This is a genomic window from Streptomyces sp. NPDC060232, assembly GCF_042726555.1.
In the GTDB taxonomy this organism is placed as follows: domain Bacteria; phylum Actinomycetota; class Actinomycetes; order Streptomycetales; family Streptomycetaceae; genus Streptomyces.
The window spans coordinates 43710-66540 of sequence record NZ_JBHXAG010000014.1; the positions used below are offsets into that span (position 1 = coordinate 43710).

23 protein-coding genes and 1 tRNA gene are annotated in these 22831 nt (G+C 73.5%); 7 read left to right on the forward strand and 17 right to left on the reverse strand.

Annotation, left to right across the window (positions count from 1 at the left end; translation table 11 throughout):
- Positions 1–29: 29 nt before the first annotated feature.
- The 3 genes from ACFWFZ_RS21035 to ACFWFZ_RS21045 all read left to right on the forward strand — a co-directional run bounded on the left by ACFWFZ_RS21035 (position 30) and on the right by ACFWFZ_RS21045 (position 2574).
- Positions 30–638 (forward strand): DUF5998 family protein, encoded by a 609-nt coding sequence (locus tag ACFWFZ_RS21035; RefSeq protein WP_387124311.1) that lies wholly within the window; start codon positions 30–32, stop codon positions 636–638.
- Complete coding sequence (locus ACFWFZ_RS21040) at positions 638–1840, forward strand: alkaline phosphatase family protein (protein WP_387124312.1); 1203 nt, start codon at positions 638–640, stop codon at positions 1838–1840. Before ACFWFZ_RS21035 ends, ACFWFZ_RS21040 begins: the two co-directional genes overlap by 1 nt.
- An 83-nt stretch (positions 1841–1923) precedes the next feature.
- Positions 1924–2574, forward strand: a complete 651-nt coding sequence (locus tag ACFWFZ_RS21045) for a thymidine kinase (RefSeq protein WP_387124313.1) — start codon at positions 1924–1926, stop codon at positions 2572–2574.
- A 279-nt stretch (positions 2575–2853) separates the two neighbouring features.
- Here ACFWFZ_RS21045 and ACFWFZ_RS21050 read toward each other — a convergent pair whose 3' ends face one another.
- The 7 genes from ACFWFZ_RS21050 to ACFWFZ_RS21080 form a co-directional block, all read right to left on the reverse strand.
- Positions 2854–3909: a cytochrome d ubiquinol oxidase subunit II gene (locus tag ACFWFZ_RS21050; protein ID WP_387124314.1), complete on the reverse strand. Its 1056-nt coding sequence runs from the start codon at positions 3907–3909 to the stop codon at positions 2854–2856.
- Positions 3906–5357 carry a cytochrome ubiquinol oxidase subunit I gene (locus ACFWFZ_RS21055; RefSeq protein WP_387124315.1) on the reverse strand — a complete coding sequence of 484 codons (1452 nt, stop codon included), beginning with the start codon at positions 5355–5357 and terminating at the stop codon, positions 3906–3908. The genes ACFWFZ_RS21050 and ACFWFZ_RS21055 overlap by 4 nt, the downstream gene beginning before the upstream one ends.
- A 668-nt stretch (positions 5358–6025) precedes the next feature.
- A complete protein-coding gene (locus ACFWFZ_RS21060; protein WP_387124316.1) occupies positions 6026–6289 on the reverse strand; it encodes a hypothetical protein in 264 nt (87 codons plus the stop codon).
- Between the two features lie 106 nt (positions 6290–6395).
- Positions 6396–6713, reverse strand: coding sequence for a hypothetical protein (locus tag ACFWFZ_RS21065; protein ID WP_387124317.1), 318 nt, complete (start codon positions 6711–6713; stop codon positions 6396–6398).
- A 137-nt stretch (positions 6714–6850) separates the two neighbouring features.
- Positions 6851–8218, reverse strand: a complete 1368-nt coding sequence (locus tag ACFWFZ_RS21070; protein ID WP_387124318.1) for a chloride channel protein — start codon at positions 8216–8218, stop codon at positions 6851–6853.
- 39 nt (positions 8219–8257) lie between these two features.
- Complete coding sequence (locus ACFWFZ_RS21075; RefSeq protein ID WP_387124319.1) at positions 8258–8554, reverse strand: SHOCT domain-containing protein; 297 nt, start codon at positions 8552–8554, stop codon at positions 8258–8260.
- A gap of 124 nt (positions 8555–8678) precedes the next feature.
- Complete coding sequence (locus ACFWFZ_RS21080) at positions 8679–9092, reverse strand: DUF6325 family protein (protein WP_387124448.1); 414 nt, start codon at positions 9090–9092, stop codon at positions 8679–8681.
- 283 nt (positions 9093–9375) lie between these two features.
- Here ACFWFZ_RS21080 and ACFWFZ_RS21085 point away from each other — a divergent pair.
- Positions 9376–9449 (forward strand) — tRNA-Cys (locus ACFWFZ_RS21085).
- On the opposite strand, the gene ACFWFZ_RS21090 is transcribed toward ACFWFZ_RS21085, so the two are convergent.
- From ACFWFZ_RS21090 to ACFWFZ_RS21115, 6 genes are read right to left on the reverse strand one after another with little or no spacing between them, the layout of a single operon-like run.
- A complete protein-coding gene (locus ACFWFZ_RS21090; protein ID WP_387124320.1) occupies positions 9449–10447 on the reverse strand; it encodes a pyridoxal-phosphate dependent enzyme in 999 nt (332 codons plus the stop codon). The genes ACFWFZ_RS21085 and ACFWFZ_RS21090 overlap by 1 nt on opposite strands.
- Complete coding sequence (locus ACFWFZ_RS21095) at positions 10368–11450, reverse strand: GHMP kinase (RefSeq protein WP_387124321.1); 1083 nt, start codon at positions 11448–11450, stop codon at positions 10368–10370. Before ACFWFZ_RS21095 ends, ACFWFZ_RS21090 begins: the two co-directional genes overlap by 80 nt.
- Entirely contained in the window at positions 11447–12280 is an 834-nt protein-coding gene (locus tag ACFWFZ_RS21100; RefSeq protein ID WP_387124322.1) for a Rossmann-like domain-containing protein, read from the reverse strand. Before ACFWFZ_RS21100 ends, ACFWFZ_RS21095 begins: the two co-directional genes overlap by 4 nt.
- Entirely contained in the window at positions 12277–13095 is an 819-nt protein-coding gene (locus tag ACFWFZ_RS21105; protein WP_387124323.1) for an ABC transporter ATP-binding protein, read from the reverse strand. Before ACFWFZ_RS21105 ends, ACFWFZ_RS21100 begins: the two co-directional genes overlap by 4 nt.
- Complete coding sequence (locus ACFWFZ_RS21110) at positions 13092–14192, reverse strand: FecCD family ABC transporter permease (RefSeq protein WP_387124324.1); 1101 nt, start codon at positions 14190–14192, stop codon at positions 13092–13094. The genes ACFWFZ_RS21105 and ACFWFZ_RS21110 overlap by 4 nt, the downstream gene beginning before the upstream one ends.
- Positions 14182–15210, reverse strand: coding sequence for an ABC transporter substrate-binding protein (locus ACFWFZ_RS21115; protein WP_387124325.1), 1029 nt, complete (start codon positions 15208–15210; stop codon positions 14182–14184). The genes ACFWFZ_RS21110 and ACFWFZ_RS21115 overlap by 11 nt, the downstream gene beginning before the upstream one ends.
- 118 nt (positions 15211–15328) lie before the next feature.
- On the opposite strand from ACFWFZ_RS21115, the gene ACFWFZ_RS21120 reads away from it, so the two are divergent.
- On the forward strand, positions 15329–16594 hold the full coding sequence (locus ACFWFZ_RS21120; RefSeq protein ID WP_387124326.1) for an MFS transporter: 1266 nt from the start codon (positions 15329–15331) through the stop codon (positions 16592–16594).
- On the opposite strand, the gene ACFWFZ_RS21125 is transcribed toward ACFWFZ_RS21120, so the two are convergent.
- Positions 16591–17376 (reverse strand): VOC family protein, encoded by a 786-nt coding sequence (locus tag ACFWFZ_RS21125; protein WP_387124327.1) that lies wholly within the window; start codon positions 17374–17376, stop codon positions 16591–16593. The two genes, ACFWFZ_RS21120 and ACFWFZ_RS21125, sit on opposite strands and share 4 nt — an antisense overlap.
- 174 nt (positions 17377–17550) lie before the next feature.
- Between ACFWFZ_RS21125 and ACFWFZ_RS21130 the strand changes: the two genes are divergently transcribed.
- A complete protein-coding gene (locus tag ACFWFZ_RS21130) occupies positions 17551–18396 on the forward strand; it encodes a sulfurtransferase (protein ID WP_387124328.1) in 846 nt (281 codons plus the stop codon).
- Between the two features lie 73 nt (positions 18397–18469).
- On the opposite strand, the gene sepH is transcribed toward ACFWFZ_RS21130, so the two are convergent.
- Positions 18470–19495 (reverse strand): septation protein SepH, encoded by a 1026-nt coding sequence (sepH, locus tag ACFWFZ_RS21135; RefSeq protein WP_387124329.1) that lies wholly within the window; start codon positions 19493–19495, stop codon positions 18470–18472.
- Positions 19496–20022: 527 nt separating this feature from the next.
- On the opposite strand from sepH, the gene ACFWFZ_RS21140 reads away from it, so the two are divergent.
- Complete coding sequence (locus tag ACFWFZ_RS21140) at positions 20023–20148, forward strand: hypothetical protein (RefSeq protein WP_387124330.1); 126 nt, start codon at positions 20023–20025, stop codon at positions 20146–20148.
- A gap of 130 nt (positions 20149–20278) precedes the next feature.
- On the opposite strand, the gene ACFWFZ_RS21145 is transcribed toward ACFWFZ_RS21140, so the two are convergent.
- Positions 20279–21616, reverse strand: coding sequence for a D-arabinono-1,4-lactone oxidase (locus ACFWFZ_RS21145; RefSeq protein ID WP_387124331.1), 1338 nt, complete (start codon positions 21614–21616; stop codon positions 20279–20281).
- On the reverse strand, positions 21567–22823 hold the full coding sequence (locus tag ACFWFZ_RS21150) for an MFS transporter (RefSeq protein WP_387124332.1): 1257 nt from the start codon (positions 22821–22823) through the stop codon (positions 21567–21569). Before ACFWFZ_RS21150 ends, ACFWFZ_RS21145 begins: the two co-directional genes overlap by 50 nt.
- Positions 22824–22831 lie beyond the last annotated feature (8 nt).

Sequence of the window (22831 nt, forward strand, 5' to 3'; positions counted from 1 at the left end):
CGGTAGGAGGGCACCCGAGGGGCCTTACCATGGACCCCATGGCGAAATCCGGTACGACGACCCAGGGGCTGCGCACGGCGATCGAGCGCAGCGGCTACTACCCGGCCCTCGTGGCCGAGGCCGTGGAGGCCGCGGTGGGCGGCGAGCCGATCTCGTCGTACCTGGTCCACCAGGAGACGACCTTCGACTCCAACGAAGTGCGCCGACACGTCACCGTGCTGGTGCTGACCGGCAACCGCTTCATCGTCAGCCACACCGACGAGCAGGCGGCCGACGCCGGGTCCCCGTCCCCGTACGCGACGACCTCCACCGAGTCGGTCAAGCTCTCCAGCATCTCCTCCGTGGTGCTGAGCCGTGTCGTCGCCAACCCGGAGTCCTACACCCCTGGCACCCTGCCCCGCGAGGTCGTCCTGACCATCGGCTGGGGCGCGGTCTCGCGGATCGACCTGGAGCCGGCCGCCTGCGGCGACCCCAACTGCGACTCCGACCACGGCTACACGGGCAACTCCACCGCCGACGACCTCAGCCTGCGGGTCAGCGAGGCCGGCGACGGACCGGAGGCGGTGCGCCAGACCCTCGTATTCGCGCAGGCGCTCAGCGAGGCGACAGCGGCCACGTCCTCCACCTCCGCCCGCTGATGGCGTACTCCGCTGCGCAGGACTGGACCGAGCCGGAGCTGCTGGACCTGGCCGGCGCCCCCGTCCCGGAGTACGGCGCCGGGTCGCTCGCCGATCTGCTGCCGACGCTCGTTGCCGGGCAGGGCGTCCCCGGCTACACCGCCACCATCGCCGAGCTGACCCCGGCCGACCGCAACTGCGTCTTCCTGGTCGACGGCATGGGCTGGGAGCAGGTAAAGGACCACCCGGACGAGGCCCCGTACCTGGCCTCCCTCCTCGGCAGCTCGCGCGGCGGCACCGGCCGCCCGATCACCGCGGGCTTCCCGGCGACCACCGCCACCTCGCTGGCCTCCGTCGGGACCGGGCTGCCGCCGGCCCGCCACGGCCTGCCCGGCTACGCCGTGCGCAACCCGGCCACCGGTGAGCTGATGAACCAGCTCCGCTGGCACCCGTGGGCGCCGCCGAAGCCGTGGCAGCCGTACCCGACGGTCTTCCAGGAGGCCGACAAGGCCGGCGTGGCGACCGCCCAGGTGTCCTCGCCCGCCTTCCAGACCACCCCGCTCACCAAGGTCGCCCTGAGCGGCGGCACCTTCCTCGGCCGGATGACCGGCGAGGAACGGATGGACGTGGCCGCCGAACGCCTCGCGGCCGGCGACCGCTCGCTCGTCTACACCTACTACAGCGAGCTCGACGGGGCCGGACACCGGCACGGCGTGGACTCCGACGCCTGGCGCGGCCAGCTGATGTACGTGGACCGGCTCGTCCAGCGGCTCGCCGAGCAGCTGCCGCCGCGCACCGCGCTGTACGTCACCGCCGACCACGGCATGGTCGACATCCCCTTCGACGAGGACGCGCGGATCGACTTCGACGAGGACTGGGAGCTCGGCGCCGGCGTCGCCCTGCTGGGCGGCGAGGGCCGGGCCCGGCACGTGTACGCGGTGCCGGGGGCGGAAGCCGACGTGCTGACCGTGTGGCGCGAGGTGCTCGGCGACCGGTTCTGGGTCGCGGGCCGCGAAGAGGCCCTGGAACTGGGCTGGTTCGGCCCGCCGGGGGAGTGCGACGAGCGCGTGCTCGGCCGGATCGGCGACGTGGTCGCCGCCGCCCAGGCCGATGTCGCGATCACCGCTTCGCGCAACGAGCCGAACGAGTCGGCGCTCGCCGGAATGCACGGCTCCATGACCGCGGCGGAGCAGCTCGTCCCGCTGCTCGAAATCCGCACCTGACCGTCACCCCAGCCCGGTCGTCCCGGCCCGGTCACTCCAGCCCAGTCACCTGCACCCACGATCCGAAAGGTCCCGTACTTCCCATGCCCGAGCTGGTGTTCTTCTCCGGAACGATGGACTGCGGAAAGAGCACACTGGCGCTCCAGATCACGCACAACCGCTCGGCCCGCGGCCTGCAGGGCGTGATCTTCACCCGCCAGGACCGCGCCGGCGAGGGCAAGCTGTCCTCCCGTCTGGGCCTGGTCACGGAAGCGGTCGAGGTCGCCGACGCGATGGACCTCTACGGCTACCTCGTGGGCGAGCTCTCCCAGGGCGGCAGGGCGGACTACGTCATCGTCGACGAGGCCCAGTTCCTCGCCCCGGAGCAGATCGACCAGCTGGCCCGGATCGTCGACGACCTCGACATGGACGTCTTCGCCTTCGGTATCACCACGGACTTCCGCACGAAGCTCTTCCCGGGCTCACAGCGCCTGATCGAGCTCGCCGACCGCATAGAGCAGCTCCAGGTCGAGGCCCTGTGCTGGTGCGGCGCCCGCGCCACGCACAACGCCCGTACGGTCGGCGGTGTGATGGTCGTCGAAGGCGAGCAGGTGGTGGTCGGGGACGTGAACCGCCCGGCGGAGGAGATCGGCTACGAGGTCCTCTGCCGCCGCCACCACCGCCGCCACATGACCTCGGCCGCGGCCCACGCCGCCGCCCTCTCCCCGGACGTCCTGCCGGTCAACAACCACTGACCGGCGCCGCCGGTCAGCCGGGGCGGCGGCGGGCGCCGATGCCCTGGGGGCCGGTCGTGCGGGCCAGGGCGCGGCGGCCGGGTCGGGTACGCGCGGTCGACGGACTGCCGCAGCCCTAGGGTCTGTATCGAGTTGCCCCGTGAAGCAAGGAGCGGCGTTGGGTGCGTGCCGAGGGTGCGTGCCGGGCGTCGCGACGCCGCGGGGCAACTCGATACAGGCCCTAGCCACCGACCAGCCTGGTGACGACGAGGAGGCGGTCGTGGCGTGCCGCCAGGGCCGTCAGCCCCCATCGGCGCTCTCGCCCGGTTCGGCGCCACCTCGCCGGAGGTCGGCGTCGGTGAGCGACTCCAGTTCGCCGTGCGTGTCCAGCCAGTACAGCAGGACGACGGCCGGGGCGACGATCACCAGGGCCACCAGCGTGACGAACGCCAGCCACGTGAGGCTGGAGGGCGCGCCCGCGGCGTCGGCCACGGTCAGCGAGGTGGGGATCAGGTAGGGCCGCTGGGCCATGCCCCAGGCGAGGACCGCCGCAGCGACGACCCCCACCGCAGTGACGCGCACCCAGGTGCCCGGCGGGCGCAGCAGCAGCCATGCCGTGGCGAAGGTGGCAGCCACGGCCAGGAGTACGAACAGGAGTCCCATTCCGTGGGTGAGGCCGTACCAGATGTGCGGGGCGTCCGAGCGCGTGACGAACAGCGCGACCACGGCCAGTACGGCGACCACGGCCAGCGCGGCCAGTGCCCGCCCCCGGAAGTGGTCGACCAGATCGGGTACGTCGAAGCGGCGGGCGTCACCGGAGAGGAACACGGCCCCGAGGAAGGCCGTCGTCGCGATGGCCAGCAGCCCGAACACCAGGGAGGTCGGGTTGGACCAGGCCTCCGCCGAGGCCTCCGTACCGAGCGCGACCCGGCCGGAGGCGACCCCGCCGACGGCCGCGCCGAGGAAGAAGGGCGTCACGAGCGAGGACAGGGCGAACAGAGCCCCGAAGAGGCGCCGCCCGGCGACTCGCCGGGAGGCCTTGCGGAAGGCGAAGCCGGCGCCGCGCAGGACCATGCCCACGGCGGCCAGGGCGAGCGGCAGCCACATCGCGGAGAACACCGTCTGGAAGAAGACCGGGAATCCCGTCCACATGATGACGAAGATGAAGATCAGCCAGACGTTGTTGACCTCCCACACCGGTGCCATGGCGTGGTCGATGAGCCACCGGGGCCGCTTGCCCCGCTCCGCCCCTCCCGCGGTCAGGTCCCAGAAGCCGGCCCCGTAGTCGGTGCCGCCCGCGCAGGCGTACGCGGTCACGGCGAGCAGCAGCACGAAGGCGATGACGTCGGCGGTCACGGGCGGCCCTCCCCGGACGAGGACGGGACGGACGAGGGCGGTCCGTACGGTGTGTCCGCCTCCGGCCCCGCGCCCGGACCCTGCGCTCCCTGTTGCGCGTCGGCGAGCCGCCACCGGGTGCGCATCGTGAGGAGGACGGCGAGGAACGCGCCGAAGACGAACACGTACACCACGACCACCAGCCCGAGCATGATCCACAAGGTCGTCGAGCGGGTCGCGGTGACCGCCTCGGCGACCCGCATGTTCTGGTAGACGATCCACGGCTGGCGCCCCACCTCGGTGGCGATCCAGCCGCACTCGACGGCCACGACGGAGGCCACGCCCGCGCAGGCCGCGCTGCGCCAGAACCACGTGGAGGCCGGCAGCCTGCGGTGCCGCCACCACACCAGCGCGTACCAGAGGGCGAGCAGCACCAGCACCGACCCGATCAGGGCCATGAGGTCGAAGGCCCAGTGGGCGATGGTCGCCTGGGTGGCGTTCGGCCGGTCGCTCGCCGGGACGGAGGACAGCCCGATCACCTTGGTGTCCGTGCTGAAGCCGGCCAGGAGGGAGTCGAGCTGGGGGATCTTGATGCCGCCCGAGACGGACCCGTCCGGGTGCAGGCGGCCGAAGACGTACTCCGGTACGTGGGTGTCGGTCTCCCAGACGATCTCCAGGGCGGCGAACTTCACCGGCTGCTCCTGGAACACCTTCCGGGTGATGGAGTCGCCCAGGAAGAACTGGATCGGGGTGGCCACGGCGGCGACGGTGAAGGGGACGGTGAAGCCGAGCCGGTGGTAGTGGTCCCGGCGCCCCCGCAGCCAGCCGACGGCGTAGACGCCGGCCACCACGTACCCCGCCGTCAGCATCATCGCCACGACGAAGTGCCAGTACTGCGGCCCCAACATCGGGGTGAAGACGGCCTTCCAGATGTTCACGTCGACCGGGTTGCCGGCGGAGTCGAGGGAGAAGCCCCGCGGGGTGTTCATCCACGAGTTGGCGGCCAGGATGCCGAACGCCCCCATCAGCGCGGCGGCCGGCAGCGGAAGCCCGAGCAGGAAGTGCGTACGGGGCTTCAGCCGGCGCCAGCCGTACAGGTAGACGGCGATGAGCACCGCTTCGAGGAAGAAGGCCCATGCCTCGACGCCGAAGCCGATGCCGAACACGTCGCCCCACCTGCCCATCAGCCCCGGCCACAGCAGCCCGAACTCGAAGGACAGGACGGTGCCGGTGACGACCCCGACGGCGAACTGCACCGCCATGACGGCGGACCAGCGCCGGGCCAGCAGCAGGGCCGTGGGGTCGTTGCGGCGGATCCCCCGGTAGTGCATCAGCAGGGTGATGAACGGCAGTGCCACGCCCATCGGCACCAGGATGATGTGCGAGGCGAGCGTGAAGGCCATGAGCTGTCTGGCCGGGAGCAGCTGGGCCGGGGCGTCGGCCGCCAGCAGGAGAACCGTGGTGTGCATGCGTGCCTTCGCTGCTAGTGCTGTGGCCGGAGAGGTTTGCCGGGTCGCGGTGTTCGGCGCTTGGGGTCTCCCCAGGCCCTCAGGGCCGAGGGGAAGCATCGCAAGGCGGAGGCCGCGGCTCGTACGTTGTGCCGCCTCCCCGACGAGCGGGCCCCGCGCGCCCCTGCCGAGGCCGGCCGGGCCGACCGCCCACGTAATCACCGGCCGAGACGGGGGGTCCGCCGGGCGGGTCCCGGTTGGGCCGTTCGGCGCAGGATCTTCCTCCGCACGGCGCAGGTGGGCTCAAGGCCCCGGGAGGGGGTCGGTTCAGCCGGGACACGAGGTGGTCGCCGACCCGCAGGGCGTGGGCGGTGGCGGTCAGGGACGGGGTGACCGCGCCGATGCTCGGGAGGAAGCTCGTACTGCTGAATGCGGGGATCGTGTTCGACGGGCGGGTAGGCGCACTGCGCGCTCGCCGGCCCCTCACCGGGGTCCTCCCCGTGTCGCCCGTGGACGCGGGCGGGCGTCAGATGGCGCAGCGCCCCGCGCCGGCCGCCCCTGCACCGGCGTGCGCACCGGCGTGCGCGGCGGCCCGGGCCGTGCGGCGCAGCCGCTCGTACAGCGGGCGGAAGTCCTCCGCGCTCATGGGCCGCGCGGCGGCCGGTTCGGGGCGGCCGGTCAGTGCCCGGTCATCGGATCGCTGCCCCGTCGGCCGTCCCCCACGGCCGCAGACCCCAGCGGAGCACATGCCCGGCCCCCGGTTCCAGGACGGTGAGGCCGCTACCGGTACGGAAGGCGTCCGCCGGGCAGGACATGGCCTCCACCGCGACACCGCGCCGGCGCCGCCCGGGCTGCCCCAGGGTGTCGCCCGTGTAGACCTGCACGTACCGGGTGCCCTCGCCGAGCCACAGATCGGTGCCGCGCTGCCCCGGCGGGTGCGCCAGCCGGACCACGGCCCGCGGCGGCCGGTCGATCTCCCAACCGCGGTCTTTCCCGAACCGGACACGCCGACGACGCGTACCAGGGGAGTCGGCTGCCCGGCTTCCACCGGCATCCGGGTCAGTCCCCCGAGAGACCGGGAGCCGTGCACAGCGCCCAGACGATCAAGGCGTCGACCGCCAGGAGCGCCAGGGCCCAGAACGGCGTGTACGGCAGCCACATGAAGCTCGCCACCATGCTCAGGCCCGCCAGCGCCAGGCCCACGATCCGGGCCCACAGGGCGCCCCTGATCACGGCGAGTCCGGCGAAGAACACCACGATGCCCAGGGCGAGGTGGATCCAGCCCCAGCCCGTGAGGTCGAACTCGTAGGCGTAGTGGGGGGCGGGGATGAAGACGTCGTCCCGGGCGATCGCGGAGATGCCGGAGAACACCGTCATCAGTCCGCCGAAGACCATCAGGAACCCGGCGAAGAGCAGTCAGCCGTTGCGGGCGTCGAAGCCGCCCCTGCGCGCGGCCGACGCCGCGCCGTTCGGGCGTCCTCCGCCCACGTGACTCGTCATGACACGCTCCCTCCTCACTTCGCCCCGGCCGCGGGCGCTGCGACCGCCTTGCCCGCAGGGGGGACCTCGGGCCCGGGCGGCAGCAGTTCGGTGACCACGAAGGCGACCACGGCCGCGATGATGACCACGGGGATCATCGCTCCGCTGCCGAGCAGCAGGACGACGAGCACCACGCTGCTGACCGGTAGCCGCAGCGCGCTGGCGGCCGCGGCGGCCATGCCGGCCGCGAGGCCCGGTACGAGGCCCAGTCCGGGCAGCGGTGCGAACAGCAAGCCCGCGGCGGCGCCCAGGAACAGTGCCGGGAAGACCGGTCCGCCGCGCAGGCTGCCCAGGCAGAGGGCGTAGGCCGCGCCCTTGCACAGCAGGACCGCGATCAGCGCTGCGATGCCCCAGGCCTGTGGATCGGCGGCCAGGGCGCCCATCGCGGCCTGGCCCGACGAGGCCACATCTGCCGGGGAGTTGCCGGTGACCAGCGCGTAGAGCGCGCCGAAGGCGCCCGCCGCCAGGGCGCAGACGGCCGTGTGGGCCACGGGCCGCTTGGCCACGTACACGGAGGCGTACCGACCGCCGGCCAGCACCAGGTGCATGAAGACACCCATGACGGCCGCCAGGACCAGGGCCCACAGCACGTCGGCGGCGTCGAGACGGGGGAAGGGAGCGTTCAGGTCCAGCGCCAGGCTGCCCGTCGACAGGCCCGTCCAGCGGCCGAAGCCGGTGAACACGAGCTCGCCGACCCCACTGGAGAGCAGGGCCGGCAGCATGATCGCGAAGAGCTGCGGTCCGCCCACTCCGGCCACCTCCATCAGCAGCACGGCACCGACCAGCGGATTGCCGAAGATCGCGGAGATGGCCGCCGCAGCCCCGGCCGCGCTCAGGATGATCGTGCTCTGGGGGGTCGCGGGCGCCTGGGCCAGGTCCCTGAACAGCAGCGCGAGCCCGCCGCCGAGGGCGATCAGCGGGGCTTCCGGGCCGAGGGTCGCACCGAGCGGCAGGCTGACCACCGCCGCCAGGACGACGCCCGGCAGGGCGATCGGGCTGGCTCCTGCGGCATGCAGCCCGGACGCGGGGACGTGGCCGCCCGCGCCGGGCAGGCGGGTCACCACCAGTGCGACCAGGACACCGGCGGCCAGCAGCAGCGGCAGCGGCCACCACCAGGGCGGTTCGTTCCAGCCGAGCGCTTCCGGGAGAACGGCCCACATCACGTGCTCCAGCTGGTGGAGCGCGACCAGGAACCAGAACGCCGCGAGCGAGACGGGGATGCCGATCAGGGCGCAGAGGAAGAGCAGCTTCAGGTAGCCCGGCGTGCGCAGCATGTCCCGCAGCCGGTCGCCCTCCGCGGGTTCCTCGGCCGGTGCCGGTGGTGGCGTACGAGGTGCCGTCATGGGGTCATCCCCTTCCGTCCCCCGTGACCGACCGGCCTCTCAGCCGAGGAGTCTGCTCTTCTGCTGCGTGAACTCCTCCTCGGTGAGCAGTCCTTGGGCCTTCAGCTCGCCCAGCTTCTGCAACTGGTCGAGCTTGCTGCTCATGTCGTCGCCCGCGGGCGGGGGCGGGGGCGGAGCGGCCGGGGCGGGCGGCGGGGGCGGTGCAGCGGCCTGCTGCTGTTCGTTCTCCTGCTGCGACCAGCGGCCCGCCTGCCGCCGCGATACACGGTTGGAGACCGCGGTGGCGGTTCCGGCCACGACGGCCGTGCGGGCGACACCACGAAGAAGTCCGGGCATGGAGCGTCATCTCCCAGGTTGCCAAGGGGCGGTCGGCCGCACCGCGCGTCCGTCCGCGGGTCGTCATGTGCCGCAGGCCGGGAGTCCGGGCCGCTGCCCGGCGCCTGCCGCCCGCGGCCGGGGCTCATGCCTCCATCACGTCGAGCGAGGCCAGCAGCGCCTGGACCGGAATCCGGCCGCCGGCCACCAGCTGTGCGCCGCTGCGCCGCAGGGCCCGGGCGAACGGCGCCGCCCAGACGTTCTCGTAGACCAGGATCCCGGCGGAGTTGCCCGCCTCCAGGGCGGCACCGGCCTCGTCGAGGTCGTCCTGGCCGAGCAGGCCCGAGGCCGCGCCCTCGAAGACGGTCAGGTCCATCTCACCGCCGCCGGCGTCCTTCAGCTCCAGGGCGACGACCGAGCCATCGACCTCCTTGCGGACGAAGACCAGGTCGAGGATGCGGATGATGCCGCGATCCACGAGATCGACGAGCAGGGGCAGGCCCTCTCCGGTCATCCTGCTGCCCGGGAACTCGACGACCAGGTAGTCGACAGGCCCCATCGTCTCGATGTCCTCGGTCATGTCCTCGTTCATGTCGTCGCTCATCACCACTCCTCACGTGCGATGCGGTGGGGGTGACCGCGCCGTGAGCCGCCGACACCGGGGCGCGGCAGCCCACCAGCTCATTGCAGCACCCCCACGATGCCTTCGCACCTTCGGCCACCGGCCACGGCCACCGGGGACCGCGGTGGCGTGCACGGCGTGTGGCAGTCGTGCTTGCGGGCCGCCGCGGCCCTTCACCCGGGCCGGACGGTGCGCCTACGGTCGTACCCGAAGCGCCCCCCGACCGTCTGCCCGAGTGACCCAGGGGCCGGACTGCACATCCGGTGACGCGGGTTCGCATCCCGCCACGGTCTCTACGACGCAGCGTCCGCCCGGTTCCAGTCCATACGGGACCAGGGCAGGGCCAGTCCGTCCCGGCTCACGACCTGCCGGGGAGCCAGCGAGTCGATCGGCGCCGCCTCCCGGTGCCGCGCGTACACGGTGTCCACGTAGCGGTGGCCGGTGTCGGCGGCGACGAAGAGGACCGTGCGCCCCGGCGACCGGTCGCGCTCCCAGCGGGCGGCGAGGTAGCCCGCCCCCGTGGACAGACCGGCGAACACCGCGTGCCGGCGCAGCAGGTCGACGCCGCCTGCCAGCGCCGCGTCGAACGAGATCCAGTGGAGGGTGTCGTACGACGCGTGCCGGACGTTCCCGAAGGGGATGGAACTGCCGATCCCCGCGATGATGATCTCGGGATCCGCGACGTGCTCCGCACCGAAGGTGACGCTGCCGAAGGGCTGTACGCCGACCAGCTCGGTGCCGGGCGCGTCCTCGCGCAGGTAGTGGGCGAGAGCTCCGGTGGACGCGCCCGAGCCCACGCCGCCGACGAGGGTGAGCGCCTCGCCGGCCGTGGACGTGCGGACCAGGTCGGCCACGGCCCGGTAGCCGAGGTAGTGGATGTCGTCGTGGTACTGCCGCATCCAGTGGCACCCGGGGTGTTCGGCGAGGATCTCCTGGACGCGCTCGACGCGCCGTTTCTGGTCCAGCTTCAGGTCGCTGCACGGCTCCATCTGCTCCAACGTCGCGCCAAGGACGGCGAGTTGGGTGCGCAGGGTGTGGTCGACCGTCGTCGAGCCGACGATGTGGCAGCGCATGCCGTGCCGGTGGCAGGCCAGGGCGAGGGCGTACGCGTAGATCCCGCTGGAGCTGTCCAGCAGGGTGTCGCCGCGCCGCACCACTTGGGTGTCGAGCAGGTGGCGGACCGCGGCGAGGGCGGAGACCACCTTCATCGTCTCAAAGCGCAGGCAGACGAGCCGGTCGTCGAGGCGTATCAGATCCGGTCGGCCGATGGCCTCCGCGATGTGCTGGTCCACTCGGGGACTCCTTGGGCGTCGGGAAGGTCGGGAAGGTCGGGAAGTTCGAGGGGGTCGGGGAGTCGGGGAAGGTCGTGAACGTGCGGGTGGCGGGGATGCCGTCGCTCTCCAGGGCCCGTACGCAGCCGCGGACCCGGTGGCGCAGTCCCGGGGCGGCCGGGTCCAGGAGCAGCCCGGCCACCGCGCCGCTGTGCGCGATCTGGACGCCCACGGCACCGACCCGCCGGGCGACGCCGACGAGCGCGTCGAACTCCGGGTGGCGCAGGACGCGCTGCCCGCGCCGGGCGCTGGCGGTCGCCACCCGGCCGAGCAGGCCGGCGTCGCCCGTGGCCACGGCCCGCCGCAGCAGCACGCGCAGCCTCTCGAAGGCGCGTACGTCGTGGTCGTCGTGCACCCGGGCCGGGAGGGAGAGCGTGTCCACGGGTGCGCCCCCGCCCAGCGCGCAGCCGACGACGACCAGCGGCGGCAGGCGGCGGCCGAGCACTTCCAGGACCCGCCCCTCGCGCTGGGCGAAGAGCACCGGGCGGGCATCCAGCATCAGCGGGTCGCAGGCCTGCTCGGCACGGACGGCGAGCCGGGCGACGGCTGCGGGCGGGAGCCGTGTCGCGTACGCGTCGGCGACCGCGCGGATGACGGCGATGACGTCACCGGTGGAACTGCCCATGCCCAGTCCCACCGGGATGTCGCCGCAGATCCGCAGCTCCCCGCCGCAAGCCGGCTCCCCGCGCAGCCGGGCGCACTCCTCGACGGCCAGAACCGCCGCGCGCGCGGCCTTCGTGCGGTCTGCGGGCCGTACGGTGAGCGCCTCCGGCGGGGTGCCGGGCCGCAGGGTGAACTCGGCCCGGCTGCCCGGGCCGCTCATCGGCAGGGTGACCAGGCCGGCGCACCGGCGCCCGGCGGCGTCGAGGAAGGTGCCCTGGAGGATCTCGCCGTGGTGGCAGGAGGCGTGCCCGCCGCCGCGGCGGTCGGTGCCGGGGGAGTCCCGGCGGGCCGCCGGGATCACGCCGGCCCCGCCGTCCGGTAGCGGTAGAGCGTGGTCGGGTCGGCGCTGAACTGGGAGAAGGGGAAGGGCTCCGCGGACACGGCGGTCACCCCGGAGCCGAGAAAGGCTCGGGCCACCGCGCTGCCGCTCTGGGCGTAGACGACGAGCGGGATCCCCCGGGCGCGGCACCGGTCGAGGACGGTGTCGAAGGAGCCGTTGCTCAGGGTCATGCCGGTGGCGATGACGGCGTCGGCTCGCTCCAGCACCTCGTGCATGTCGCTGGTGACGGGGTCGCCCCACTGGGTGGCCTTGAGGTTGAAATCGCAGGGCAGTGGTTCGCCGCCGCGCTCGCGGATCGCCGCGACCAGCGGGTTCACCACGCCGATGAGGCCGACCGCGGCGCCCCTGTCGATGTCCAGCAGCCCGGCGATCGCCGCGTCACGGGCCCTCGCGCGCACTTCGGGGGTGCCGGCGGGCAGGGTGACCGGTTCCGCCCCGGAGTAGCGGTGCGGGAGCTGCCGGGCGAGGTAGGCGTCGAGGGCGGCGATCCGCAGCGGTCGCGGCGCCTCGCGCAGCAGGAGGTCGAGCGGGGCGCCGGAGGAGTCGCGGCAGACCGCCGGATCGATCTCCCCGGCCTCGAAGGCACAGCCGCCGAAGGAGTCGCCGACGCGGACCAGGACGTACTGGTTGAGGTAGGTGGTGTCGCCGCCGGCCAGCCGGGTGCCGTGGTGGATCCAGAACACGCTGGTCGCCACCAGCTCGGAGGGCAGGGGGCCGTGCCCGCCGACCAGTACGGCCTCGGTCAGGGCGTCGACGGACGCCGCGGGAGCGGTGTGTGCGGGGGTCGTCATGAGGTTCCTTGTGTGAGCGCGGATCGTTGTGCGGTTCGGGGCGCGGCGTCGCGGAGGGGCCCGCGGTAGGTGACCGCCGGCCGGCCCAGCGCGTCGGCGGACAGCGCGGCGTCCACCTCGAAGAACCGGGCGAGGTTCTCGGGGGTGAGGACGTCGGCCGGGGCGCCGGAGGCGACCAGCAGGCCGTCGTGCAGGAGCAGCAGCCGGTCGCAGTGGCGGGCGGCCAGGGTGAGGTCGTGCAGGGCGACGAGCACCGTCCGGTCGGCGCCGGCGAGGAGCTCCATCAGCTCCAACTGATGCCTGACATCGAGGTGGTTGGTGGGTTCGTCGAGGAGCAGTCCGTACGGCTGCTGGGCGAACGCGCGGGCGATGTGAGCCCGTTGCCGTTCGCCGCCGGACAGGCCCTTCCAGGGGCGTCCGGCGAGCCCGGTGAGTCCGACGAGGTCGAGCGCGGCGGCGACGACGGCCCGGTCGTACGCGTCCGGTCCGCGCCAGCGGTCGCGGAAGGGGGTCCGCCCGAGCCCGACGACGTCGGCGACGCGCAGATCGGTGTCGAGTGCGGAGTCCTGCGCGACGAAGGCGACCCGCCGGGCGATCCCGCGGGCGCCCAAGTCCCGTACGGGCACACCGTCGTAGCGCACCGTACCCGCGTCGGGCACGCGCAGCCCGGCCAGGCAGCGCAGCAGCGAGGACTTGCCCGAGCCGTTGGGGCCGATCAGAGCGACGGTCTCACCCGGTGCGATGTCCAGGCCGACCCGGCGGACGACGGGCGTGCCCGAGACCGACCAGCTCAGCCCCTCGGCGGTGATCCTCACAGCTCCCCCCGCCTGCGCAGGACGAGGAGGAAGAGCGGGACCCCGATCAGCGCCGTGATCACGCCGACGGGCACCTCCCGGGGGGCGAAGGCCACCCGCGCCAGGGCGTCGGTCCACACCAGGAACACCGCGCCCGCGAGCGCGGCGTAGGGCAGCAGCACCCGGTGCAGCGGCCCGGCCAGGAAGCGCACCCCGTGCGGGACGATCAGCCCGACGAAGCCGATGGCGCCGACGGTGGCCACCGCGACCGCGGTCAGCACGGCGGTCACCACGAGCAGCAGCATCCGGGTGCGCCGTACGCCGATCCCCAGGGAGGCGGCGGTGTCCGCGCCGAAGGCGAGCCCGTCCAGGGCGTTCGCGCACAGCAGGGCGGCGGCCAGCCCCAGGGGAGTGACGACCGCGCAGACCACCACGGCGTCCCAGCGGGCCGGGGCCATCGAGCCCAGCAGCCAGTGGGTGACGGCGCGCGTGGTGTCGGCGTCGGCCGACGCCATCAGGGCCAGCGAGGTCAGCGCGGTGAACAACTGGCCGACGACCACCCCGGTCAGCACGATGCGGACCGAGTCCAGCCCCGTGCGGCGCAGCAGGAGCAGCAGGCCGGCGAAGGCGAGCAGCGCCCCGGCGAGGGCGCCGCCGGTGATGCCGAGGGCATCGGCGCCGAAGCCGAGGACGACCACGGTGACCGCGCCCGCCCCGGCGCCGGAGGAGACCCCGAGCAGGTACGGGTCGGCGAGCGCGTTGCGCGTGACGGCCTGGAGCACGGTGCCGCAGACCGCGAGGGAGGCCCCGACCAGGGCGGCCATCAGGACCCGGGGCAGGCGCAGGTCCCAGACGAGCGAGTCCAGCAGCGGCGGCAGCGGTTCGGTGCCCAGGCCGAGCCGCGCCCCGAACACCCGGCCCAGGTCGGTCCATCCCACGTCGGCGGTGCCGATCCGGGTGGCGGCGGCCACCGAAACGGCCAGTACGAGCACCAGGACGGCCAGCATCCCCGCCCGCGCCCGCGCCCCCGCCCGCGCCCGGGGGTGCCGGGGCGGCGCGGACGGCGCGGCGGCCGCCCCCGGCGCGCGGGCCGCGGGATGCAGCAGGTCAGCGGACATACCCGAGGTCCTTCATCCCGGCGGCCAGCAGGCCCAGGGCGTGCACGGAGCGCACGGAGGGGTCCAGCTCGATGCCCGGCACCTCGATGATTTTGTTGTCGCGCACCGCCGCCAGCCTGGAGACCATCGGATCCTCGGCCATCGCCTTGCGCTTCTCGGCGGCGCTGTCACCGGGCCGACCGCGCTCGGACAGGTCGCCGATCACGATGAAGTCCGGTTCCCGCTTGGCGACTTCCTCCCAGGACACCTCCGGCCAGTCCTCCTCCACGTCGTCGAAGGCGTTGCGCGCGCCGACGATCCGGCTCATCTCGCTGGGCAGCCCGGTCCGGCCCGCGACGTAGGGCATGCCGTTGAAGACGGAGTAGAGGTAGACGACGGTGGGCCGCTTCCCGTCCTGGGCCGTGCCGGAGGTGCCCTCGGCGGCCTTGGCGACGGCGGCGCGCTGCTCCCGGACGAGCACGGCGGCCCGCTCCTCGGCGCCGAAGGCCCTGCCGAGCTGCTCGTAGTCGGAGAAGAGCAGTTCGAAGGGGGACTTCCCCGCCTCGTTCAGCTGGGGGCAGTCCACGGCGCTGACGAAGGAGGGGACCTTGAGGTCCGCCAGTTCCTCCCGGGTGCCCGCCCGGTCCTTCGTGTAGAGGTCGGTGGAGCCGGCCAGCACGAAGTCGGGCGTGGCGGCGCGCAGTTGCTCACCGGTCGCGATCTTCGGGGCGATCACCGGGATCTTCGCGTACGCGTCCCGGTACTGCGCGGGGATCTTCGTCTTGAGGTTGGCGGTCCCGGCCATCCGGTCCTGGAGGCCCAGTTCCAACAGGGTCTCCGTCGAGGTCTGGTCCAGGGTGACGGCGCGTTCCGGGGGCCGGTCGAAGGAGAGCTGACGGCCGCAGCTGGTGACATCCGGCCGGGCGTCGGCGGCCGCCTGCGGTTTGCGGTCGGCGGTGGTGGTCGAGCAGCCCGCGGTGACGGCGGCGGATGCGAGAACGAGGGTCAGGGCGATGCCGGTTCGGGTGCGGTGGCGCATGGGTTCTCCGGTCTGGGAGGGGCGGTGTGGGCGCGGGTGTGCACCGGGCGGGAGTGCCGCGTTCACACAGTACTGTAATGGTTATCGTTTTCATTAACGGAATGAGGAGCACCCCATCGTGGCGACCACACCTGCCCCCACGGAGTCCAAGAGCCGTCCGCCGGGGACGCGTTCCGTCCTGCTGGACATCGCCTTCCTGCGCCTGTGGGCCGGCACGACCGCCTCCGGACTCGCGACCTGGGCCCTGCCCTTCGTCCTCGGCCTCGCGGTCCTGCAGCGCGAACTGGGCGCGGCCGGCCTCGGCCTCGTCCTCGCCGCGCGCACCGCCGGATTCCTCGCCGCCGTGGCCGTCGGCGGAGTGCTGGCCGACCGGCACTCCCGCCGGGCCGTCGTCCTCTGGTCCGCCCTCGCCGCCGCGGCCGCCGCCCCGCTCCTCGCCCTCGGGCTCGGCCGCTCGCTGCTGCTGATGACCGCCGCCGCCGCGCTCGCCGGCGCCGGCCAGGGCGCCTGCCGCCCCGCCTTCCAGGCACTCACGGCCGAGGTCGTCGACCCCGGCCGCAGGCAGCAGGCCAATGCCGCGACGACCCTCGCGGTACGCAGTTCCACCCTGGCCGGGCCCGCCCTGACCGCGCTGCTCGCGGCCTTCGTCGACGTCGCGACCCTGCTGCTGGGGATCGGCCTGCTCTGGCTGGTCGCCGCACTCCTGCCGGGCCGGGGCGCACCCGCCGCGGCCGGCACTGCGGGCTCGCCGCGACCCCAGCGCACCTCGTTCCGAGCCGAGTTCACCGACGGCATACGTGAGGCCCGCCGCCACCCCTGGTTCCTCGCCGGACTCGGCGCCCTGACCGCGGTGATCGCGCTGGGGTACTCCGCCACCAGCGTCGCCCTGCCCCTGATCAGCCGCGACCGCTACGCCACCGAGTGGGTGCTGGCCGCCGCCATGACGGCCTACACCGTGGGCGCGCTCGGCGGCGCCCTGGTCACGGCCCGCTTCCGGCCGCGCTCCCAGGGCTGGGCCGCGTTCGCGGGCCTGGCCGCCTACGGCTTCGCACCGCTGAGCCTGATGCTCCCGGTGCCCCCGGCCGTGGTGATCGGCGCCTACGCGGTCGCCGGCATCGGGATCGAGCTCTTCAACGTGCCCTGGTTCACCGCCACCCAGCGCGAGGTCGCCCCGGACAAGCTGGCCCGGGTCTCCTCACTGGACTTCCTCGTCTCCTACGGCCTCGCCCCGGTGGGCCTGGCCCTCATCGCCCCGGCCATCCACACCTTCGGCGCCACCCCGGTCCTCGGCGCATGCGCCGCGGCCTGCTTCCTCGTCCCCGCGGCGGCCGCACTGGCACCCACCGCCCGGCACTTCGGGCCGCCGCCGAAGCCCACCCCCTAGACGCGCGACCGTACGAGGGCGAACACAGCACCCTCCGGGTCCGTCACCGTGGCCTGCCGTCCGCGCATGCCCTCGCGGGGCGGGTCGACGACGCGCCCGCCCAGCTCCTGGACCCGCTGCGCGGCCGCGTCGGTGTCCTCCACCTCGAAGTAGGCCAGCCAGTGCGGGCCGCGGTCGTGCGGCAGCGAACGTCCCACACCGTGCACGGCGGCGACGGGCCGGCCCGCCAGGTTCAGGGTGAGGTGGTCGAAGTCGTCCGAGGCGGCGGTGTGGGTCTTCGCCTCGTGGCCGAACACGTGCTCATAGAACTTGCCGACCGTCGAGGTGTCCTGGGTGATCAGCTCGTGCCAGACAGGGGTACCCGGCCCGCCGTGCGGCCGGGGGCCCAGGCCGGGCTGCGCCTGCCACAGCCCGAAGACCGCTCCCAGCGGGTCCGAGCAGATCGCCACCCGCCCCGCGACACCGGCGTCCAGCGGTCCCACCGCGACCGTGCCACCGCACGCCCGTACGGACTCGGCGGTCGCGCCGGCGTCGTCCGTGGCCAGATACGTCGTCCAGGCCGTCGGAAGATGCCCGTCCGGCGGCATCTCGCCGATCCCGGCCACCTCGTGGCCGTCCAGCACGGCACGGACGTACGGGCCGAGCTGCTCGGGCCCGGGCACGTACTCCCATCCGAACAGGTCGGCGTAGAAGTCCTCGGTGCTCCCGAGGCCGTGCACCATGAGGCTCACCCAGCACGGGGTGCCGGGCGTGCGCCGGGTTGCTTCCGCTGCCTCGGTCATGTCAGCCGTCTCCTCCGTCGTGCCGTCACCGGTGCTGATGGTTTCACTCCGACGGACGCGGCGCGCCCCGACCGGGCCGCATTCCGGCGGCCCGGAACGGAGTTGACCGGATCAGGGTGCCCGCTGATGGCGGGCCTGTTACGCGGGTGGCGGGTGGAGTGGAAGATGGCCGCCATGACTGCGAAAACTGCGATCCTCTCCGCCGCCGAACTTGAGGACGAGCTGGCGGGCGCCCACCCGCCGGTCCTGCTGGACGTCCGCTGGCAACTGGGCGGCCCCGACCAGCGGCCCGCGTACGAGGCCGGGCACCTGCCCGGCGCGGTGTACGTCGACCTCGACCGCGAACTGGCAGGTCCGGCCGGGTCCGGCGGGCGCCACCCGCTGCCGGACCCGGAGGCCTTCGGCGCGGCGATGCGCAGGGCCGGGGTCTCGGCGGACGCGCCGGTGGTCGTGTACGACGGAGGCCAGGGCTGGGCGGCGGCCCGGGCGTGGTGGCTGTTGCGCTGGACAGGTCACCCGAACGTGCGAGTCCTGGACGGCGGCCTGGCCGCGTGGACGGAATCCGGCGGCACCCTCGCGGCTGAACGGGTGATTCCGGTTGAGGGCGATTTCAAGCCAAACCCCGGGGCGCGCGGGCTGCTCGACGCCGACGCGGCCGCGCAGCGGGCCCGCGAGGGCGTCCTCCTGGACGCCCGGGCGGGGGAGCGGTACCGCGGTGAGGTGGAGCCGATCGACCCGGTGGGCGGCCACATCCCGGGCGCGCTGTCCGCCCCCACCACCGAGAACGTGGGCCCCGACGGCCGCTTCCTGCCTGCGGACGCACTGCGGGCCAGGTTCGAGGCGCTCGGCGCGTCGAAGGGCACACCGGTGGGCGTCTACTGCGGCTCGGGGGTCTCCGGGGCCCATGAGGTGCTCGCCCTGGAGGTGGCCGGTATCGAGTCCGACCTCTACGCGGGCAGTTGGTCGCACTGGTGCACGGACCCGGCCCGCCCGGTGGCCACGGGCCCGGACCCCCAGTAGGGGGACGGCCCCTCCGGCCCCGTCACCAGCAGCCCGCCGCCGTCCTGGTGCGGCACCAGGACGGCGGTGGGCGCTACTCCTGCTTCTTGCGCCGGGTGCCGAAGACGATCTCGTCCCAGCTCGGCACCGCCGCACGGCGCCCGGGGCGGACCCCGTCGGCCTCGGCCTGCCGGTCGGTGGTGCCCGTCAGCCGGTCGCGGTGGCCCGCCACCGTGCGGGGCATCAGGACGTCGGCGTACGCGGCGCCGGCGCCGGCCGACGCGGCGGGGGCCGGCGGCTCCTCCGCCTCGGCCTCCGTCTCCGTCGGTTCGGTGCGCTCCGGGACGACCATGTCGCCGCGGAAGCTCGGTACCGCCTCCAGCAGGCTGGTCAGCGTGTCCCGTTCCTCCTCCGGCTCCGGTACGGGCGCCGGCCGGGGCTCGGCCCGCTCCAGCTGCCGGTCCAGGGCACGGTCCAGCGGCCGGTCGCGCGGGAGGCGCGCGATCCTCGGCACGAAGGGGAAGCTCGGCTCCGGCGCCGCCGGCAGGTCCTCCGACTCGCCGATGAGCGAGCGGGCCTCGTCGTCCACGGCCACGACCAGCCGGCGCGGGGGGTCGTAGGTCCAGCTCGCCGAGTGCGGCTCGCCGGCGACCCGGTAGACCAGGAGGACCTCCCAGGTGCCGTCGTCGCGGCGCCAGGAGTCCCACTGGACGGATTCCTTCTCGGCTCCGCGCAGGGTCAGGCGTTCCTGTACGGCCTCGCCGAGCTGCGGCCCGGTGTTCTCGCCGGGGCGGCGCACCGGGGTCTTGCGGGCGCGTTCGGCCATGAAGGCGCGCTCGGCGAGCACGGGACCCTCGAAGCGGCGTACGCGGTCGACGGGGATGCCGGCGAGTTGGGCGACCTCCTCCGCGGAGGCACCGGCTCGTATGCGCGCCTGGATGTCGCGGGGACGGAGGTGGCTCTCGACCTCGATCTCGATCTGGTTCAGGCGCGCGCGGTCGTTGCGTACGGCAGCCCGAAGCCGCTCATCGATCGGAAGCGTGTACTCCGTGCTGTCCGCAGCCTTGAGCACCAGTCGTGTGCCGTCATTGGAGACGGCCACGACACGCAGTTCGGGCATGGGGACCTCCCGGGTGGTGCCTGCCGACGTCACGTGCGTCGCTGCTTCCGCTAGTCGAGTGTGGCCTGCCCGGGTGCAGCCTGCCACAACCTTGCCGAGTTAAACCGGCGTGTCGGGCATGCGCCCTTGATCGCCGTTATGGCACGGTTACCTGTTGAGCACGCACAGTGACCGGACGGTTACTGTGCGCAGCAGGATCCGTGCCATGCCGCGGCATCGCCGGTCTTCGAGTGCCGCTTTCCGTCAGCCGGCCCCCTCTCCCGGGTCCGGACATCCGAAAGGAAGGACAGCCCCAGGGCTCGCCACAGTACTCCATTCGGGCCACCTGGGTGGACAGCCGCGCCGCCGAAGTTTCCCCGGACGGTGGGAGTTGGGCTGCCCGCTGTCGGGTCCCACCTGCGTCCGCAGCACGATCCCGGGTGTCCTGCTTCACACAATCACCCGAAACGGAACTATCCCCTTCGCTCAGCTGTCGGTAACTGCTGAACGAGGAGACGCGCGAGAGGTCGGGCACACAGGGGGTGGCGATGGATCGGAAGACGACGCGTGACGTCGGGGCCGAACCGGGCGGCGGGCAGGGGGACAAGAAGCTCGACCTGAGCGTGGCCCAGGTCGCCGGATCCTCCCGCCCCGCCCGAACACGGTCCGGCTGAGGGGGACAAGGAACGGCGGGGCGGCCCCGACACCCCCGGCCCCGACACCCCCGGCCCCGACACCCCCGGCCCCGACACCCCCGGCCCCGACGCCGGGCGCCGGCGGCGCGGCGCCGGGCACGTCAGAGCCTCAGGCCCCCAGCACGCGCCGCAGGTAGTCGTTGCCGAAGACCCGGTCCGGGTCGAGGCGGTCGCGCAGTGCGGTGAACTCGCCGAAGCGCGGATAGATCCGGGAGAAGTACTCCGCGTCCCGCGTGTGCACCTTGCCCCAGTGCGGGCGTCCGCCGTGCGAGGTGAAGATGTGCTCGGCCGCGGTGAAGTAGGCCTGGTACGGCGTGCCCTTGTACATGTGCACCGCGATGTAGGCCGTGTCCCGCCCGGAGGCCGTGGACAGCGCGATGTCGTCCGCGGGGGCCGTCCGCACCTCGACCGGGAAGCTGATCCGCAGCCGGGAGCGGTCGACCATCGCCCGCAGCTCCCGCAGCGCCTCGACCACCGCCTCGCGCGGTAGGGCGTACTCCATCTCCACGAACCGCACCCGCCGCGGGCTGGTGAACACCTTGTACGGGATGTCCGTGTAGGTGCGCGCCGACAGGGCGCGGCTGGCCACGCGGGCGATGGACGGGATGGTGGCCGGGACCGCGCGGCCCAGCGAGTTGACGGCCTGGAAGAGGCCGTTGGAGAGCAGCTCGTCCTCGATCCAGCCGCTCACCGGCCCGGGCGGGGCGGCGGGGCCCTGACTGCGGTTGTTGCGCTTGGTGTTGCAGTTGCCGGTGTGCGGGAACCAGTAGAACTCGAAGTGCTCGTTCTCCGCGAAGTGCTCCTCGAACTCGGCGGTCACCCGGTCGAAGCCCATGGGCTCCTCACGGGCGGTCAGGAAGAAGAGCGGCTCCACGGCGAAGGTGATCGCGGTGACGATGCCGAGCGCGCCGATGCCCACCCGGGCCGCCGCGAAGACCGCGCGCTCCTCGGCGGTCCCCTGCTGCGAGCACGTCAGCACACTGCCGTCGGCCGTGACCAGTTCCAGGGCGCGGATCTGGGCGGAGATGGAGGCCGAGTCGCGGCCGGTGCCGTGGGTGCCGGTGCTGGTGGCGCCGGAGACCGTCTGCTCCATGATGTCGCCCATGTTGGTGAGCGAGAGGCCCTCGGCGGCGAGCGTCCGGTTGAGGTCCTTCAGGGCCGTGCCCGCAGCCACCGTGACGGTGCCCGCGGCGCGGTCGATCGACCGGATCCCCGCCAGGGCCTGCGGCCGTATGAGGACCCCGTCGGTCGCGGCGGCCGCGGTGAAGGAGTGGCCGGTGCCGACCGCCTTCACCCGCAGCCCGTCCTCGGCGGCCCTGCGGACCGCCTCCTGGAGCTCCCCGACCGAGGCCGGGGTCACCACGCGGGCGGGCGTGGCGGTGACATTGCCCGCCCAGTTACGCCACGCGGTCGCCGTGCTGCTGTTCCGTGCTGTCGCCGTCCCCATCGGTTGCTGGCTCCTCCCCTTGCGCCGGCCTCGTCAGCCGGCGGTATCCCGCGAACGCCACCGCCGCCGCGGCCGCCCCCGCCGAGATGGAGACGACGTACCCGGTCCGCGCGCCGGCCGCGTCGACGACCCAGCCGGTCACGGAGGACCCCAGCGCGATACCGACCGCGAGGCCGGTGCTGATCCAGGTCATGCCCTCGGTCAGCTTCGCGTGTGGTACGTGCGCCTCGATCAGGGCCATCGTGGTGATCATCGTGGGAGCGATGGCGAGGCCCGAGACGAAGAGCGCCACGGCCAGAAACGGAAGGTTCCCGGCCAGTAGGAGGGGGATCATACTCACGGCCATCGCACATACGCCCAGTATCCAGCGCAGTTCCGTCCGGCCTTTGAGGTGGAGCAGACCGAAGACGATGCCCGCGAGGCAGGATCCGGCCGCCCAGACGGCCAGGATGAAGCTTGCGGCGGACTTCTGGCCCTGCTCCTCGGCGAAGGCCAGCGTGGACACGTCGATGGAGCCGAAGATCGCGCCGGTCGCCACGAACGTGGCCGTCAGGACCTGGAGGCCGGGGGAGCGCAGGGCCGAGGTGCGGTTGCCGTCCAGCGCGCGCGGGTGCGGCGCGGGCTCGGTGGACCGCTGCGCGGTGAGCAGCCAGACGCCGACGAGCAGGCAGACGGCGGCGATCAGCGGACCGGCCTCGGGGAACCAGGTGGTGGACAGCCCGATGGCGAGGATCGGGCCGAAGATGAAGCACACCTCGTCGACGACGGACTCGAAGGAGTACGCGGTGTGCAGTTCGCGCGGGGAGTCGCGGTAGATGACGGTCCACCGGGCGCGGACCATCGACCCGACGCTGGGCACACAGCCCGCCACGGCCGCACAGACGAAAAGGGTCCAGTCGGGCCAGCCGTTCGCGGCGGCCACCAGCATCAGGGCGATCGCGGCCACGCAGACCAGGGTGGCGGGGCGGAGCACCGCCCGCTGCCCGTGCTGGTCCACCAGCCGGGACACCTGCGGGCCGACCACGGCCGCGGCGAGGGCGAGGGTGCCGGTCAGGGCGCTCGCCATGGCGTAGCGGCCGGTGATCTCGGAGATCATCGTCAGGATGCCGACGCCGACCATGGATATCGGCAGGCGGCCGATCAGGCCGGCGGCACTGAACCCCTTGGTGCCGGGGGCCGCGAAAATCGCGCGGTAGGGACTGGGCAAGGGGGGCC

Bases quoted from the DNA above. Each gene is read 5' to 3' on its own strand.
- ACFWFZ_RS21145 (WP_387124331.1), bottom strand. From the start codon at position 21,616: ATGGGGACGGCGACAGCACGGAACAGCAGCACGGCGACCGCGTGGCGT.
- ACFWFZ_RS21065 (WP_387124317.1), bottom strand. From the start codon at position 6,713: ATGACGGTGTTCTCCGGCATCTCCGCGATCGCCCGGGACGACGTCTTC.
- ACFWFZ_RS21035 (WP_387124311.1), top strand. From the start codon at position 30: ATGGACCCCATGGCGAAATCCGGTACGACGACCCAGGGGCTGCGCACG.
- ACFWFZ_RS21100 (WP_387124322.1), bottom strand. From the start codon at position 12,280: ATGACGACCCCCGCACACACCGCTCCCGCGGCGTCCGTCGACGCCCTG.
- ACFWFZ_RS21130 (WP_387124328.1), top strand. From the start codon at position 17,551: ATGACTGCGAAAACTGCGATCCTCTCCGCCGCCGAACTTGAGGACGAG.
- ACFWFZ_RS21045 (WP_387124313.1), top strand. From the start codon at position 1,924: ATGCCCGAGCTGGTGTTCTTCTCCGGAACGATGGACTGCGGAAAGAGC.
- ACFWFZ_RS21055 (WP_387124315.1), bottom strand. From the start codon at position 5,357: ATGCACACCACGGTTCTCCTGCTGGCGGCCGACGCCCCGGCCCAGCTG.
- ACFWFZ_RS21125 (WP_387124327.1), bottom strand. From the start codon at position 17,376: ATGACCGAGGCAGCGGAAGCAACCCGGCGCACGCCCGGCACCCCGTGC.
- ACFWFZ_RS21140 (WP_387124330.1), top strand. From the start codon at position 20,023: ATGGATCGGAAGACGACGCGTGACGTCGGGGCCGAACCGGGCGGCGGG.
- ACFWFZ_RS21075 (WP_387124319.1), bottom strand. From the start codon at position 8,554: ATGCCCGGACTTCTTCGTGGTGTCGCCCGCACGGCCGTCGTGGCCGGA.
- ACFWFZ_RS21115 (WP_387124325.1), bottom strand. From the start codon at position 15,210: ATGCGCCACCGCACCCGAACCGGCATCGCCCTGACCCTCGTTCTCGCA.
- ACFWFZ_RS21070 (WP_387124318.1), bottom strand. From the start codon at position 8,218: ATGACGGCACCTCGTACGCCACCACCGGCACCGGCCGAGGAACCCGCG.
- sepH (WP_387124329.1), bottom strand. From the start codon at position 19,495: ATGCCCGAACTGCGTGTCGTGGCCGTCTCCAATGACGGCACACGACTG.
- ACFWFZ_RS21110 (WP_387124324.1), bottom strand. From the start codon at position 14,192: ATGTCCGCTGACCTGCTGCATCCCGCGGCCCGCGCGCCGGGGGCGGCC.
- ACFWFZ_RS21040 (WP_387124312.1), top strand. From the start codon at position 638: ATGGCGTACTCCGCTGCGCAGGACTGGACCGAGCCGGAGCTGCTGGAC.
- ACFWFZ_RS21080 (WP_387124448.1), bottom strand. From the start codon at position 9,092: ATGGGGCCTGTCGACTACCTGGTCGTCGAGTTCCCGGGCAGCAGGATG.